Source organism: Vibrio sp. B1FLJ16, from assembly GCF_905175385.1.
In the GTDB taxonomy this organism is placed as follows: domain Bacteria; phylum Pseudomonadota; class Gammaproteobacteria; order Enterobacterales; family Vibrionaceae; genus Vibrio.
The window spans coordinates 1,699,798-1,715,126 of sequence record NZ_HG992749.1 but is presented as its reverse complement, the minus strand read 5'-3'; the positions used below and the strand labels follow the sequence as shown (position 1 = coordinate 1,715,126).

Here is a 15,329-nt window from a genome sequence, read left to right as displayed (position 1 = left end):
AATCAAAAATCGTTAACAAAGGCAGTGAACCAAGGCAACTCGCCCTTCGGGAGCGTGTCACTGGCCCAATTTCTGCGTCATATAACTTGGAAAGAGCTAGCTATTCCACTGCGTTATTCCTTTTGAAACTGAAGGCTTTGACCTCATGCCTGTGACAATGCTCTGAATCCTGCATCTTGAGGTCACTTGAGTATAACAACGTCGTAATGTACTACTTATAAGCTATTAATGCTGTTCACAAAGTTCCGGTATATTTTTAATATTATATTTTGTTTGAATTCTAGATTTAATCTGATTAACCAAGGTTTCATCTAAGGCTAATGTATTGCTAATGATATGTGTTGGCTGACCTTGAAGTAGAAGTAGTAATACCATTAACTTATTTATGTAAAAATAAGGGTGGGTGCTGTCTGATTTTTGTGCCTCAAATAGGATATAGCCATTTAATACGTTATTAATGCAAGAAAATACAAAGCCCATCGTTTCTTTCTTAGAAATGTACGCGTCCACACTTGATTGCATATATATTTCAGAATGCAAAGGGTTAATAAATGGTGATAAAATTATTATTTTTCCGTTAAAGTTTTCTTGGAAAATTCTTTTTAATACAACCAGGTTTTCAAAAATGTCAAAACTTTCATCAATAATTACCAAGTCTATGTTTTTCTGTGATAAAGTTTTTATAATTTGAGTTTCTGATGACTCAGTTATGACTTCCTTAAATCTTTTTGAACCTTCTGATAAGAGTTTAGCTGAGAAATCAGAGTCTAGGTTTCTATCTAATATTAGACATGTAATCGTTTTCTTATCTGCCATAGCCCAACATTCCGTTACTTTAAATCCTGCTTTATAAAAATAAAACTTCTTTAAGTTGTTGTTTTTAGTTGTTTTTTGTTTGTTTCTAGGTTGCTATGATATAAATCAAAGCTCTTTTTATTCCCTGTTAGTATATTGTAAAGAGTAGATTGATAACATTAAAGGGATTTGTATTCATTAACCCAAGTCCTATTTGGAATTGTTGTGATAAGCGAAAGAGTATTAATAAAAAAAGATCTGAACTTATTTTTAGTTCTTGTCGTTTTATATAAAGAAAGAAATACAGAAAAAACAGCAGAAAGGCTGTTTGTAACTCAATCAGCAATCAGTAAGGGATTAAAAAAACTGCGTGAGCAGCTTAACGATCCTTTGTTTGTTAGGGTAAGAAATGGATTTGTGCCCACACCATTATGTGATGAGATTGTTGCAGAAGTTGAACCGGCATTGTTAACTATCGAGCAAATATATAAGATGTCTGGCTCTGTGAACCCAGAAGTTAATAATCGTGAACTTAGTGTCGCCATTAGTAGCTCGTTTGCTCATGGATTTAGTGAAAAGCTATATAGTTGTCTTCGCGAAAAGTTTCCTAATACGACTATAAGTATCAGTATTTGGTCTGATGCTACGGAAAAAAACCTATTAGATGGAAAAATTCAGCTGGGCATTAACTACTCTTCGGTTCGGATATCTAAGGACCTAAAATCAAAAAGAATTATTAGACCTATCGACTTTAGTTTTTTGGTGAGAAAAAGTCATCCACTTGCCAATCAGATAGTAAGTGCTAAGGAGCTGAGCCAGTATCCATTTGTCACGTCGGTTATTCCTAACTACACACATCAGGGTAGTAAGATAGAACGAGCACTCTATAAGTTAGGATTACCTGCAAATGTCATATTAAGAAGCGATAATGCAAACGTTCGTTTGGCTTGTATTAAAAATTCAGATGCGATTCTTCCGGTTCATAGCTTTACGGCAAAAGCCCTATCAGAAGAATATTTTGTTCTACAAATCGATTTTGACCCGAATGATTATACGACTGAAGAGTATGCAGCTATCTTTTATTCTGATAAGTTTTCATCAACTGAATGTAGGCGTTTGGTAGAGTCTTGTATCGAAAAGTGTCTATCTTTCCATGCCTAAATATTGATGATTTGTATTTATAACATGGAAACATATTGTCGGGGTGGATATAAATTATAGATAAATATAGTGCTATGAGGATTTATGAACAGGCTCGTTTGGGGTTACGAGCCTAGATATTCAGGTTTAAATCAACGCTCAGGAGTTTCTAACATCTTAACTACGGCTTCAACAGTATTGTTGAGCGCTTCATCATTATCAAGTTTGCCAGACCCTGCAGGGCCAAGTGCACATGTATACAAAACTAGTTGTTTCTCGAAGGGTAGATCCAACTGCTCGTATAAATGCTGACGGATTTGTGCATGCTGTTCCGGTTCCTGGTTCGCAAGGCTAACTAGCGTGTCATAAATAAGGGTTTTCATCTTAATCACATTTATAGTCTTAGGGGATTGATTAGTGTAATGCATTACAAGTCGAAAATCCGACACTTTGGTCACATATCAACGTGTTTTAAATCTCTTTGTCTTTATTGTTGAAAGAATGCTTTGTTGTGAATTTTATTGTTAGTAGGTTTGACTAGTAAGAATAGATCTACTGAGTACTCGAAGAATTCAGTAAAGTTTAGAATAAATCCAACTTAACTACTCCTTTATAGGCTTTACTTTAATGTACACAAATGAGAGTAAAGATAGGTGGCACCATGTTAAGTAAACTAAACAATCGTCTTTCTACTGTCGCTGAGCACATGGCTGATCTCGAGTTTCAGCTTGGCACATATCTTCAACCTGGTCGTTACTCGTGCAGAGTGCGAGGCGATGAGGTCTTCATTGAATATCAGCATAATCTGGATTTTGACAACGCCTCCTATCAAGCTGAAACGTTCCTGCGACTATTCAACATCCCCTTGGAAGGTGACGAACGAAAACTTCTGGTTGAAGTAGCAGGTAAAGGAAGTACAACGAAGCTGCATCTGGACTTATCGTACGATACAGAAAGTGACCTTCTGTTTAAGTTTGTTTGTTGTGAACTTTTAACCGCGTTTATAAAGCTTGAGGAACAATCCAACTCCAGTTTACCAGTGAGCTCTTAATGGAAATCTAAATACTGTATACCCAAATAACCTCAAGATGCTTGGTTCAGCGAGATTGCATTGACTTACAGGCGCGGCAACGATTTGGCATTGACCAAACTTACTGGGCTAGGTATGCCTGAAACTCAGTATGTCGTTAAAGAATTGAGCATAGGGCAGGTATGTCTTATCTCTGAAGTAAGCAATAAAGTCTATGGTTTTCGGAAGTATCTTACAGGACAGGAGGGGGGTGACTACGTGGGTTGAATCTGGAGGCTTGTATAATGTCCAGCCTCAAAAATAAATGTCATCTAGCTCGAAGTAAACCTGATGGCATTTTATTTTACTTAAATTTTAGAGTAAAAACTTTAGGCTTGTTATTTTCGATGAAATCACAAAGTATATTTAAAAAAACATCTACAACGATAGTGTTAGTGGTGTCTCTGCTAATTGTTTCCATTTTGTTGCAGTTATCCATTAAAATCTTAGCGAAAGAGATGATTAAATTGCAAAATGAGCAACTAGAGTTCGTTCATATTAGTAGTATCATCCAAAAAATATCTGATGATTTATCACATTTGTCAAAAATGTATGTACTTACTGGGGAATCAAAGTACAGACAAATTTATGATGAAATTAAAGATATCAGAGATGGGAACAGTGGTTTGCCAAATATGTACCATGGTTTTATGTCTAAGAAAATTATACATTTGGGCTATATTCCGGAAGTGATTGATTCGAATAATATTTCTGATTACTTTAAACATCTATCTTCAGAGAATCCTGAGTTGAGTTACATTTTTAAAGCAAGAGATGAATCTAATATTTTGTCTGACGTTGAAATTTCAGTAATGGACTCTTTAGAGGTTGTAGGTCAGGAATTATCTTTATCAAAATTACAAGATGAATCGTATTTTTATGCAAAATCTAAAATTATTAACAAAAGAGAAGTTGCTGTAAATTATATTAAAAATAGACTTAAAGGAAAGGCAAATACAATTCAATTTGTTGTTAATGTAATAGATGTTGTAAATAAGTTAATCATGATTGCTTTAGGGTTGATTATATTTATTCATTTTAGAAAAATTAAGTCTACAATTAAGTTTTATATTGAAAGGTTATCAGGGTGGGGAGCTGAAATATCCAAAGGTAATTACGATAGTGAAATTTTAGTTGATCTTCCTGTTGAACTGAATTCAATAAAAGTTGTCATTAGTGATATTGCTACTAATGCTAAAAATGAATTGTCTGAAGCTAAGCTACAATCTAGAGTCGATTTTTTAACTGGTTTACCAAACGTAAGGGCGATTGATCACTTTTTTATCGAAAAACAAAATGAAATTGAAAGATATGGCTCAACTTATTCTGTTGTATTAGTGAATATTAAGGGGTTAAAACAATACAATATTGAATATGGATATGAACTAACAAACGATATGCTTGTTAGATTTTCAACATTAATAAAGGAAAATATTAGAGCATCAGATTTTTATGCTTATTTAGGTTCTGGTGTCTATATCATATCTCAACCTTATGCTACTGAAGAAAAGGTTGTCTCTATGATTGAAAAGTTAAAAGTAATCATCGAAGGATTTGATGTTTCATTAGGTAATAAAGAACTTCACGTTGATGCAACTTTTGTTTATGGCATAACAGATAACAATAATATTAAACAAACTTTTGATCTTGTTGTTGACGACTATTTAAAAGTTAAGTGATTGTCGTATGAATAAATTTTTAAAATTGGCATTGATATCTGCGGTAATGAGTGTGGTAATATTTGACTTTGTCGTTAAAGATTATTACAAAAGTGTGGATGAAACTAAGCGACTTATTTTTAATGATTTTACCTCCATGATGGAAGCGAATAAGCAAAAGCTTATCTTGCTTAGTTTATTGGCGGAGACAGAGATTAATCTTCCGGTGTTTTCAAAAAATGAAAATGACGTGAATATAGTATATGTCTCATCAAAAGATACAAATAAAGATACTGCATTAACCGATGAAGAGTTGGTTGTGTACAGAATAATGCAGATGAGTGTTAACTATATTCCTAGGCTGTTTTTAGAAGAAAACTCAAAGTATTATTACAGATCTTATCAGAATGAAAAAGTTTTTTACTACAACGAAAGTGACGATATATTATCTCGTTATAAAATAGCTAATGTTGAAAATTGTTCAATTAATGAATCATGCGCAAAGTATGCAACGAAAGAACAGCTTGAGGATAGGGTTATTTTCTCCACATTCTATCAAGATAAGGTTTCAAAAAAAGATGTGATATCAATTTCTTCTCCTGTTATAAATCAAAATACAAAAGAAATCATAGGCGAGTTTGTAGTGGATGTTTTTTTAGAAGACTATATTTCAAGCGATTTTGATTATGTTGCCTATATTGAAGATAATGTGAAAACTAATTTAATAATAGAAAGATCGTTCTTTGATAGTTACGATTCTAGAATTTATCAAATAGATAATCTTTCTGTGTTTAAATATCAGATTTCTACTGTGAATAGATATTTTGAATACTATTGGGTTTTTGTTGGTATTTTTGTTTTTATTTTTTATATTGGTTACAAATGGTACGATTTAGTCATAAAAGACAAAGAGTTAATTATGGTTAAAGCAGATATTTTATTAGATGAACTTACGGGTTTAAATAATAGAAAAATACTTTCTGACGAAGAGTTTCTGAGTATTGCGGATGGAACGTGTATTAGTATTATCGCATTTGATGGAAACCATATAAAGAAAATAAATGATCGACTTGGTCATGCCTACGGAGATCAGGCTATAAAAGCAATGGCTGATTCACTTAAGTTTGTTTTCAGTGATAAAGACTATTTAATTCGGATGGGTGGTGATGAGTTTTTAGCAGTCTTACCGAATTGCGATCTAACTAAGGCCGAGTTATTAGCTCAAAGAGTAAAAGACTCGATAAAGTCGAAAACTATCAAGAGCATGCCTCTATCGATATCTGCTGGTGTCGTGGAGTTAGATAATTTTGAGCCAATAGATAAAGCCATAACCAGAGCAGATGATGCGCTGTACGTAGATAAAGCTAAGTTTAAACCTGAAATTTCTAGAGTTACGTTTTATTAAGTTACTAATATGTTTATTCGTCATATAAAGTTGCCCAATGTTTTTATTAATACTTGTGGGTTGATTGCACATATTGTCATTTTATTATGCCCTATTTATTCGTGGGCGAGTTTTGATAGCGGGATAAGTGGAAAGAGCTTAGTAATAGTTGAGTCATCACACCTTGCTTTAATGTTTTTCAGTTTTAGTTTATTAGCATTAATGCATGTTAAGTATAAAAATAGGCTGCAAAATGAAATTGAATTCAAAAGTTTACAGCTAATGAAAAGTCAAGAAGATATGATTTCTATGTTTGCTGACTCGATAGAATGCCGCTCTGGAGAAATGGGAACCCATGTGAAGAGGGTCTCATTAATATCGGAAAAATTAGCAGAACTGTATGGATTGCAAGATGAAGAAGTTAAACAGATTAAGATAATAAGTCCATTGCACGATCTTGGCAAAATTAGTGCACCGGACGCGGTGTTATATAAAGAAAGTAAATTGACTGAAGAAGAGTTTGAAATTATAAAAACTCATACCACAATGGGGTATAAAATACTCCAAGGGAGTGATTGTGAGTTGATACAACTAGCCTCTATCGTTGCACATGAACATCACGAAAAGTGGAATGGAAAAGGTTATCCACTCGGTAAGAAAAAAGAAGAAATTCACATTTTTTCTCGAATCGTTGCTGTTGCAGATGTTTTTGAAGCTTTGTTGAGTGAGCGTCCTTATAAGAAACCTTGGTCGATTGACAAAGTTTATGAACTGTTCGAAAAAGAAAGAGGTCATCACTTTGATCCTGAACTGGTCGATATATTGCTTAACAACTTTGACGTCTTTACTGAAATATATGATAAGTGGGAACGCAGCTAATCTTTGATTGCTTTCTACTTCAGTCATTGATTTTGGGTGTAAGACTTGATCATACCTAGAACGGTGTAATTTTAGGGATGTTCCATCGAGAGTGATGTTGACACTCTCGATGACATCACCTAGCTTATTCCTTCATCTCGTTAAGATACGGGATGATACTCAATCCAGTGTCTAGCGATGTCCTCTCGCGTCGCGACCCATACGGCATCGTGAGATTGAATGTAATCTAGGAAACGAGTTAACGCTTTAAAACGACCTGGCTTACCAATTACGCGGCAGTGCAGGCCGACCGACATCATTTTGGGTTTTTCTGCTCCTTCCTCATATAAACAATCAAAGTGATCTTTCAGGTACTGGAAAAATTCGTCGCCGTGGCTGAAGCCGTAGGGAGACGAAAAACGCATATCGTTAGTATCCAGCGTATAAGGGACTACAAGGTGTGGTCGGTTAATACCTGCGTTATTTGCGTCTGGTACTTGAGTCCATAAAGGCAGATCATCACCGTAGTAATCGGAATCGTAAAGCAAACCATCTTGTTCAGCGACTAGCTGACGAGTATTGGGTGAGTCACGACCAGTATACCAACCGATAGGGCGTTTACCTGTAAGCGCTTCGATAATATCCAGCGCCTGAATCATGTGCTCGCGTTCAATATCAATTGGTGTATTTTGGTAGTGCAGCCATTTCAGACCGTGACAGGCGATTTCGTGTCCGTCTTCTACGATTGCTTTAGTAACTTCTGGGTTACGTTGTAATGCAGTGGCAACACCAAACACGGTGAGTGGCAGTTCTCGACGTTTAAATTCATTAAGAATACGCCAAACACCTACTCGGGAACCATACTCATAGAGCGATTCCATGCTCATGTGCCGGTCTTTGTAGGCTTCGGCATTAGCGATTTCAGACAAGAACGTTTCGGAATGCTCGTCACCGTGAAGAACACAGTTTTCACCACCCTCTTCATAGTTAAGTACAAATTGTACAGCAATCTTAGCGTTATTAGGCCAGTTAGCGTGAGGGAGGTTATCTCTTCCATAACCGATATAATCTCTAGGGTTATTTTCTTCCATAAAGCAAACCTTGATATTAATTTCTTATAAAAAGTAGGGGGGTGATTCTGTTGAGCCTATTGAGACCAGTGTTCGAATATACCGTGGATTGGCTTTACCAAAGGTGCAGCGTATTGGCCGCTTTTTGATGTTGTGAGCTTAAGTTGGTGCAGTGACTCTGCGAGTTTAACCGCTGCGGCAACGCCATCAATTACGGGGACATTCAGCTCTTCTGAAAGCTCACTGGCTAAGTCAGACATACCAGCGCAGCCAAGTACAATTGCTTCGGCACCATCTTCTTGTATCGCTTTGCGACATTCGTCGGCTAGTAGCTGATACGTTTGTGCACTCAGAGTTTCAAGTTCCAGTACCGGAATATCTGTCGCCCGCACGCCGCTGCACAAGTGGTGGTAACCATACCGTTGGAGAAGGTGCTCGCTTGCAGGCAAAGTTCTGGTCATTGTCGTGACGACACCGAATCGGTAAGAGACCAAACTCGCAAGTTGGAAAGCCGCGCCCGCGATGCCAATAACTGGCTTGGTTGCAATTTCACGTGCCGCGTCGAGCGCCGGATCGCCAAAGCAGGCAATAATGTGCGCGTCCACACCTTGCTCTTCTCCTGCACGAATCACATCAAGAAGTGCGGCAGCAGCGAGCGTTTCATCAAATGCACTTTCAATACTTTCCGGACCGTTAACTGGCGAAGATGCAATGATTTCAGTGCCAGGCAAGGCCACGGTTTGTGCGCTGATCGCAATTTTATCAGTCATACCCTGACAAGTATTTGGGTTGATCAAATTGATTTTCATTGTGTGTTAGTCCATTTCACAAAAAAGTTGATGAAAGTTCACCGGCTGTTTAGATTTCGACTCCAGCTCCAATGACGATTTGATCACGATTAGGTGATGTTTCATCCATTGCTGAGCTTTTTCATCCTGAAAACTGTCGAGCAGTTCTATAAATTCTGAGTGAGAGCCACAATCGCAGCTAACACTATGTTTTGAGCCGTATGCAGCGATAACAAGAGAAGACCGGTAGCAAAGCTGCTCTACGAATTCGGCTAAGACGGAATTGCCTGATATCTTGGCAAGTTCATAATGAAACCTTGCTGTTAGTTGAATAGATTCGGCTAAATCACCATGCTGATTGGCTTTATTTTCTTGAGTAACAATGGAACGTAAGTAGTTAGACTGTTTTTCATCCCAGTTACGCAGAATGTCGCTGATCAGCAAGGGTTCAAGCAAAATCCGGCTGTTCAGTACTTCTTCTGCTTCTTGTTTGCTTGGGTTGTTAACGTGTGCGCCTTTATTAGGTTGAATCACGACAAATCGTTCCAACGCCAATCGCTGCAATACTTTTCGAATACCCGTGCGGCTTACACCAAAAGCTTCTGAGAGTTTATCTTCCGGAAGACGCTCTCCAGGCTCAAGTTTATGCTCAACAATTGCTTTCAATATTTGTTGATAGATCTTTTCATCGTTTGACATAGTTAATCGATCCAATTTTGTATCCAACCTAACAAAGCAATATATATACCACCAAACAATCCTGCATGCATTATTGTATACAATAATCCTTTAATTGTTTGCCGGTTCTAGTGTGTTTACTATATATCGATTCAAATTAGTTGACTAAAAGGACAGGTAGACTGAGTATGGTGATGAGTTTGAAAGCACCAAAAAGAGGCGTTGTGTACAAAGTTGGTGCGTTATAGAGGTGGTTTTTTGGAGCGATTTTTATAGATTCCTTGTATGACAAGGTTTTTTATAATTGGCATGCTAATTGTATTTAGGATTGTATACAATCAGTAATGGAGATGAGCTCATGGAAAAGGAATTACCAATTAGCCCAAGGCTAAGCAACGCAGATCTGGCACCAGAGAAAGATCAAAAGTGGGGGTGGTATAGCATTTTCGCTTTCTGGATGTCAGACGTTCACAGCGTGGGGGGATATGTATTTGCAGCAAGTTTATTTGCGCTTGGATTAAACGGTATTCAAGTCTTTATTAGCTTGTTAGCAGGTATATCAATTGTATTAGTATTTGCCAACTTAATGGGTAAACCAGGACAGAAAGCGGGTGTCCCGTTCCCTGTTGTTGCCCGTATGTCCTTCGGGGTATTTGGTGCGAATATACCGGCTGTTATCCGAGGCATCATTGCAGTTGTCTGGTACGGTATTCAAACCTACCTGGCATCAAGCTCATTTATTATTTTGCTGTTGTACTTCTTCCCGTCGATGGAGAATTTGGCGAATGACTCGTTCTTAGGGTTATCTTACCTGGGTTGGGTCGGTTTTAGCTCGATGTGGGTAATTCAGGCTATCGTATTTATGTTCGGTATGGACATGATTCGCAAAGTGATTGACTGGTCTGGTCCTGCGATTTATATCGCGATGTTCGCACTTTGTGCTTACATGATTAACCTTGCGGGATGGGAGAACATTAGTTTTAACCTGGGTAAAGAATCGCTGGTTGGTTCAGACGCGATTATTCAAATGCTTGTCGCTACGGCTTTGGTCGCTGGTTACTTTGCAGGCCCGACACTTAACTTCAGTGACTTCTCACGTTACTGCACAAGTTATAAAGACCTCAAGTTCGGCAATCTGTTAGGTCTGCCAGTGAACTTTATTGTGTTCTCTCTGTTCAGTGTTGTGATTGTATCGGCGTCGATTCCGGTGTTTGGTGAGATGATTGTTGATCCGGTTGAAACGGTAAAACGTCTTGATTCAGGTTTGATTACCGTGCTTGGTGCGCTGACATTTATCTTCGCAACTGTGGGTATCAATATTGTTGCTAACTTTGTGGCTCCGGCATTTGACTTTTCGAATGTGTCACCGCAAAAAATCAGTTTCAAAATGGGCGGTTTTGTCGCAGCGTTTGGTTCAATCCTGCTGACACCCTGGAACCTATTTAACAACCCAGAAGTTATTCACTACACGGTTGACGTTCTGGCGGCGATGATTGGCCCTCTATACGGCATCATCATTGTTGATTACTTCATTGTAAAGAAAGGACAAATCGATGTTCCTTCACTTTACACAGAGTCGCCACAAGGTCAGTATTGGTACAAGAATGGTGTCAATATGAACAGCGTCTACGCGTTAGTTATCGCAAGTGTGGCGGCAATTATCGCAACGTTCTTTGTCACTGAACTAGCGAACTATGCGTTGTTTATAGGCGGCTTCGTTTCTGCGATAGTGTATAAGCAACTGATGCTGAAAAGATTGTTTTGGGTATCTAAAACAGCTTTAGCAAAGTAATAAAAAGGACTTTAAGCAGGGATTTAAGTTGAACTAAATCGACGACTTAAGGAAAAAGTAAACAAGCGACTTATGGGTTGCTTGTTTACTTCAAAGGAATTAAAAGAATGGAAATCGATAAACGTATTTATTGTACTCAAGGTCCTGAATATCTCCCTGCGTTTAAGAAAGGAGATTTGAGTGGACTCACTTTTGTCTTTAAGGACCTCTTTGATGTCGAAGGATTTGTTACTGGTGCAGGAAATCCTAAATGGCTAGAGACTCACAATAAGGCGCAAAGTACTTCACCACTTATAACCTCGCTTCTCAATGAAGGGGCAGAGTGTCTGGGACGGGTTCAGACCGATGAGCTGGCTTACAGCTTAAATGGTATCAATGTTCATTATGGCACCCCGGTTAATCCGTTAGCTCCGGATTGTTTACCTGGAGGTTCTTCAAGTGGTAGTGCTGTTGCGGTAGCAAAAGGCGATGTCGATTTCTCTATCGGAACAGATACTGGCGGTTCGGTTCGTGTACCTGCGAGTTATTGTGGTCTGTTCGGTCTGCGCCCAACATTGGGTCAACTGTCGTTAGAAAGTAGCTTCACACTTGCAGAAAGCTTCGATACAGCTGGCGTATTTAGCCGAAGCCTATCAACACTAGAAAACGTGTACGCATGCCTTGGACCAAAACGTCAGTCCTACAGCATAGCGCATACCCTTATTCTGGATGAAAGTTTGGCAAAGACGTTAGGCAGCGAGCGTCTTACCGAGCTGAAACGTTGGGCAGATAAGGCCAGCATTCAGATTGAGCACAGCAATGCTTTACAACAAGCGGGCTATGATCTGGGTACTTTAAGCGCATTATTCAGAACCATTCAGGGGTATGAAATCATCGCTCGTCATGGCGAATGGCTAGACAAGTGGCAACATACACTAGCCCCAGCCATTCAAGAACGCGTGGTTTGGGCGCGTACGATTACCGCTCAAGCGTACGAGCAAGGTAAAGATCAACAAGCTGAGTTTACTAACTGGCTGACAGAGCAACTGTCGGGCAAGGACACGTTATGGGTGTTGCCTACCACACCAGGAAAATCACCTAAACTCACGACCGCAGACGCAGATTTAGCGGAATACCGCTCAGATCTGATGGGCTTAACCAGTCTCGCGGGTTTAAGTGGATTCCCTCAACTTCATATTCCAATGACAAACATCGCAAATGGACCCAGTGGCGTGTCGTTACTTGGTTCTGCCGGCAGCGAATATGATCTTATTGCGACAGCGTCGACCTTAATTAAAGGAGAGTCTTAATGGTGTTTCAAACTGCATTTACCGCCCCCCATCACAAAGCAACTGAAGTGGGAAAAAAAATCTTGGAGGAAGGCGGAACAGCATCTGAAGCCATGGTTGCTGCTGCATCAATGATTGCTGTGCAGTACCCGCATATGAACAGTATTGGCGGTGATGGCTTTTGGTTGATCAGTAAACCGGGTGAAGCGCCAGTTGCCATTGATGCGTGTGGGGCCGCTGCGTTATCCATCGACCCTGACTATTATCGATCTCTGGGGACTGAACTGCCAGAGAAGGGCGGTGAGGCTTCTATCACTATGGCGGGTACCGTCGCCGGCTGGCAAAAAGCCCTGGAAATTAATGGTGGCGAACTACCTCTAAGCACTCTTTTACAGCCTTCTATCGACGCAGCGCGAAACGGCATTGAGGTGACTCAAAGTCTGGTTGATGCGAGCGTTAAAACCTTTGAACGCTTAAAAGATCAAGCCGAATTTGCCCGTTTATTCCTCGACGACGGTGAACCGCTGAAGCTTGGTGGCAAGGTAGTAAACCCTGCACTGGCAAAGACACTCGAGAGACTGGCAGAAGTAGGATTGGACGATTTCTACCGTGGTGAGATTGCAGCACTCGCTACGAAAGAGCTGCAAGAGGCGGGAAGCCCGCTAACCATTGAAGATTTTCATCAGCATCAAGCTCTGGCTACAACGCCTTTGACTGTCGCAACGTCAAAAGGTCAGCTATATAACCTGGGTGCACCAACGCAAGGGCTGGCGTCACTGTTAATTTTAGCGATATACGATCGCTTAGCTCCGCAAGCTAACTCTGAACTGGATCATATGCATTTGCTGGTTGAAGCAACCAAGCAGGCATTCATTATCCGTGACAAAGTAGTCACCGATGAACGTTATCTGAGCAAGCCTCTGCAAGATTATCTGGATGACCGTGTGGTGGCAGAGTGCGCTGAACGTATCTCATTAACCCAAGCCCAGCCGTGGCCTCATCAGGCAAAACCAGGTGATACCATCTGGATGGGCGCGACGGATCAATACGGCACAATGGTCAGTTTTATCCAGAGTGTGTACTGGGAGTTCGGTTCCGGCCTGGTGCTTCCCTCTACCGGGATTATGTGGAATGTCAGAGGCAAAAGCTTCTCACTCGACACAGAGCATCACAACACTTTAGTGGCAGGTAAAAAACCATTCCACACGCTAAATCCAGCTTATGCGGAGCTCAAAGATGGCCGACGTATCGTTTACGGAACGATGGGTGGAGAAGGACAACCACAAACACAGGCTTGCTTGTTCAGCCGTCATATTTACCAAAACATGTCTCTGCAACAAGCCGTATCTATGCCGCGCTGGTTATTGGGCAGAACATGGGGTGACACCACTAATAATTTACGACTTGAAGAAGATTTGTACAGCGAATACGGCCAAGCATTAACGCAGATGGGCCACGAAGTCACTCAGGTTGAAAACTTGAACGAACTGATGGGACATGCTGGAGCAATAGCCTTAAATCTGCAAGGACAGGCAGATGCGACGAGCGATCCTCGTAGTGATGGCGATATATTTTTAGGAGAACAAGAATGACAGCTCAGACGCTATTTGAAACTTTGAACCCGCCACAACGTTTGTTGATGGGACCAGGCCCAATTAATGCCTATCCACGAGTACATCAGGCCATTTCGCAGGCGCTGATTGGTCAGTATGACCCAGTCATGACTGGTTACATGACACAAGTTCAGTCGTTATACCGTGGTGTATTTGAAACACAAAACCAACAGACCATGCTGGTGGATGGCACGGCTCGCTCTGGCATCGAAGCGGTACTTGTCTCAGTCATTAAGCCGGGCGATAAAGTACTCATCCCAATTATTGGTCGTTTTGGGCACCTTTTGTGTGAAATCGCCAATCGTGTTGGCGCTAAGGTGCAAACGATTGATGTTGAATGGGGTGAAGTGTGCCCCCCTGAGTTGGTTGAAAAAGCGATCAAAGAGTTTCAGCCAAAGTTACTGGCAACGGTACAAGGTGATACATCGACAACCATGAACCAACCACTAGCAGAGTTTGGTGAAATCTGTAAACGCCACGGAGTGTTGTTCTACTGTGATGCAACGGCATCGATCGCTGGTAATGAACTTAAAGTTGATGAATGGCATCTTGATGCGGTTTCTGCTGGTTTGCAAAAATGCCTTGGTGGACCGTCTGGTAGCGCTCCTATTACGTTAAGCGACCAATGCGCTGACATTATTAATCGTCGCAAACATGTAGAAGCTGGTATCCGCGCTGATCACCATGAAACTGGTGAAGAGGAGATCATTCGCTCGAACTACTTCGATTTATCGATGATTATGGATTACTGGGGGCCTGAACGTCTTAACCACCATACAGAGGCAACCAGCATGCTTTATGCCGCGCGTGAATGTGCACGAATCTACCTTGAAGAAGGCGCAGATAACGTGATTGCTCGTCACAAACTGGCGGGCGATGCAATGGCGTGTGGTCTGAGAGCAATGGGGTTAGAGCTATTTGGTAACCAAAAGTACAAGATGAACAATGTTGTGGGTGTCTACATTCCTGAAGAAGTAGACGGCAACAAAGTACGTCAGGAGTTGCTTACCAGTTTCGGTATTGAGATTGGTACGTCATTTGGTCCGTTGGACGGCAAAATCTGGCGCATCGGAACCATGGGATATAACGCACGTCAAGAAGCAGTACTAACCACGCTCGCGGCACTAGAAGCGATTTTAATCCGAAACAAAGCCAAAATCATACCGGGGCAAGCAGTGATTGCCGCTATGGAAAAATACGTTTAACACCAGAGGGT

Annotated in this window: 14 protein-coding genes; 9 read left to right on the top strand and 5 right to left on the bottom strand. The window is 40.3% G+C overall.

Annotated features, from left to right (window positions below):
* Positions 1–225 precede the first annotated feature (225 nt).
* Positions 226–816: a response regulator transcription factor gene (locus KHN79_RS07750; RefSeq protein WP_182007689.1), complete on the bottom strand. Its 591-nt coding sequence runs from the start codon at positions 814–816 to the stop codon at positions 226–228.
* Between the two features lie 204 nt (positions 817–1,020).
* Between KHN79_RS07750 and KHN79_RS07745 the strand changes: the two genes are divergently transcribed.
* Positions 1,021–1,956 carry a LysR family transcriptional regulator gene (locus KHN79_RS07745; protein WP_182007690.1) on the top strand — a complete coding sequence of 312 codons (936 nt, stop codon included), beginning with the start codon at positions 1,021–1,023 and terminating at the stop codon, positions 1,954–1,956.
* 131 nt (positions 1,957–2,087) lie between these two features.
* On the opposite strand, the gene KHN79_RS07740 is transcribed toward KHN79_RS07745, so the two are convergent.
* A complete protein-coding gene (locus tag KHN79_RS07740) occupies positions 2,088–2,318 on the bottom strand; it encodes a PAS factor family protein (RefSeq protein ID WP_182007691.1) in 231 nt (76 codons plus the stop codon).
* Positions 2,319–2,596: 278 nt separating this feature from the next.
* Here KHN79_RS07740 and KHN79_RS07735 point away from each other — a divergent pair, with 278 nt between their 5' ends.
* From KHN79_RS07735 to KHN79_RS07720, 4 genes are all read left to right on the top strand, one after another.
* On the top strand, positions 2,597–2,986 hold the full coding sequence (locus tag KHN79_RS07735) for a hypothetical protein (RefSeq protein WP_182007692.1): 390 nt from the start codon (positions 2,597–2,599) through the stop codon (positions 2,984–2,986).
* 263 nt (positions 2,987–3,249) lie between these two features.
* Positions 3,250–4,683: a diguanylate cyclase gene (locus tag KHN79_RS07730; protein ID WP_182007693.1), complete on the top strand. Its 1,434-nt coding sequence runs from the start codon at positions 3,250–3,252 to the stop codon at positions 4,681–4,683.
* Positions 4,684–4,690: 7 nt separating this feature from the next.
* Complete coding sequence (locus KHN79_RS07725; RefSeq protein WP_182007694.1) at positions 4,691–6,067, top strand: GGDEF domain-containing protein; 1,377 nt, start codon at positions 4,691–4,693, stop codon at positions 6,065–6,067.
* Between the two features lie 9 nt (positions 6,068–6,076).
* Positions 6,077–6,925 (top strand): HD domain-containing phosphohydrolase, encoded by an 849-nt coding sequence (locus KHN79_RS07720; protein ID WP_182007695.1) that lies wholly within the window; start codon positions 6,077–6,079, stop codon positions 6,923–6,925.
* 140 nt (positions 6,926–7,065) lie between these two features.
* Here the strand turns inward: KHN79_RS07720 and puuE are convergent, their stop codons facing one another.
* Genes puuE through KHN79_RS07705 form a run of 3 tightly spaced genes read right to left on the bottom strand, consistent with a single transcriptional unit; the run spans position 7,066 to position 9,461 of the window.
* Positions 7,066–7,995, bottom strand: a complete 930-nt coding sequence (gene puuE, locus KHN79_RS07715; RefSeq protein WP_182007696.1) for an allantoinase PuuE — start codon at positions 7,993–7,995, stop codon at positions 7,066–7,068.
* A gap of 56 nt (positions 7,996–8,051) precedes the next feature.
* Positions 8,052–8,783 carry an aspartate/glutamate racemase family protein gene (locus KHN79_RS07710; RefSeq protein ID WP_182007697.1) on the bottom strand — a complete coding sequence of 244 codons (732 nt, stop codon included), beginning with the start codon at positions 8,781–8,783 and terminating at the stop codon, positions 8,052–8,054.
* Positions 8,784–8,789: 6 nt separating this feature from the next.
* Entirely contained in the window at positions 8,790–9,461 is a 672-nt protein-coding gene (locus KHN79_RS07705) for a GntR family transcriptional regulator (RefSeq protein ID WP_182007698.1), read from the bottom strand.
* 337 nt (positions 9,462–9,798) lie between these two features.
* On the opposite strand from KHN79_RS07705, the gene KHN79_RS07700 reads away from it, so the two are divergent.
* The 4 genes from KHN79_RS07700 to KHN79_RS07685 all read left to right on the top strand — a co-directional run bounded on the left by KHN79_RS07700 (position 9,799) and on the right by KHN79_RS07685 (position 15,318).
* Positions 9,799–11,232, top strand: a complete 1,434-nt coding sequence (locus KHN79_RS07700; protein ID WP_182007699.1) for an NCS1 family nucleobase:cation symporter-1 — start codon at positions 9,799–9,801, stop codon at positions 11,230–11,232.
* A 107-nt stretch (positions 11,233–11,339) separates the two neighbouring features.
* Positions 11,340–12,521, top strand: coding sequence for an amidase (locus tag KHN79_RS07695; protein ID WP_182007700.1), 1,182 nt, complete (start codon positions 11,340–11,342; stop codon positions 12,519–12,521).
* 2 nt (positions 12,522–12,523) lie between these two features.
* A complete protein-coding gene (locus tag KHN79_RS07690) occupies positions 12,524–14,092 on the top strand; it encodes a gamma-glutamyltransferase family protein (protein ID WP_182008284.1) in 1,569 nt (522 codons plus the stop codon).
* A complete protein-coding gene (locus KHN79_RS07685) occupies positions 14,089–15,318 on the top strand; it encodes an alanine--glyoxylate aminotransferase family protein (protein ID WP_182007701.1) in 1,230 nt (409 codons plus the stop codon). The genes KHN79_RS07690 and KHN79_RS07685 overlap by 4 nt, the downstream gene beginning before the upstream one ends.
* Positions 15,319–15,329: the final 11 nt, after the last annotated feature.

Coding starts and splice junctions, on each gene's coding strand:
- KHN79_RS07750 (WP_182007689.1), bottom strand. CDS start 816: ATGGCAGATAAGAAAACGATTACATGTCTAATATTAGATAGAAACCTA.
- KHN79_RS07740 (WP_182007691.1), bottom strand. CDS start 2,318: ATGAAAACCCTTATTTATGACACGCTAGTTAGCCTTGCGAACCAGGAA.
- KHN79_RS07735 (WP_182007692.1), top strand. CDS start 2,597: ATGTTAAGTAAACTAAACAATCGTCTTTCTACTGTCGCTGAGCACATG.
- KHN79_RS07730 (WP_182007693.1), top strand. CDS start 3,250: ATGTCCAGCCTCAAAAATAAATGTCATCTAGCTCGAAGTAAACCTGAT.
- KHN79_RS07725 (WP_182007694.1), top strand. CDS start 4,691: ATGAATAAATTTTTAAAATTGGCATTGATATCTGCGGTAATGAGTGTG.
- KHN79_RS07720 (WP_182007695.1), top strand. CDS start 6,077: ATGTTTATTCGTCATATAAAGTTGCCCAATGTTTTTATTAATACTTGT.
- puuE (WP_182007696.1), bottom strand. CDS start 7,995: ATGGAAGAAAATAACCCTAGAGATTATATCGGTTATGGAAGAGATAAC.
- KHN79_RS07710 (WP_182007697.1), bottom strand. CDS start 8,783: ATGAAAATCAATTTGATCAACCCAAATACTTGTCAGGGTATGACTGAT.
- KHN79_RS07705 (WP_182007698.1), bottom strand. CDS start 9,461: ATGTCAAACGATGAAAAGATCTATCAACAAATATTGAAAGCAATTGTT.
- KHN79_RS07700 (WP_182007699.1), top strand. CDS start 9,799: ATGGAAAAGGAATTACCAATTAGCCCAAGGCTAAGCAACGCAGATCTG.
- KHN79_RS07695 (WP_182007700.1), top strand. CDS start 11,340: ATGGAAATCGATAAACGTATTTATTGTACTCAAGGTCCTGAATATCTC.
- KHN79_RS07685 (WP_182007701.1), top strand. CDS start 14,089: ATGACAGCTCAGACGCTATTTGAAACTTTGAACCCGCCACAACGTTTG.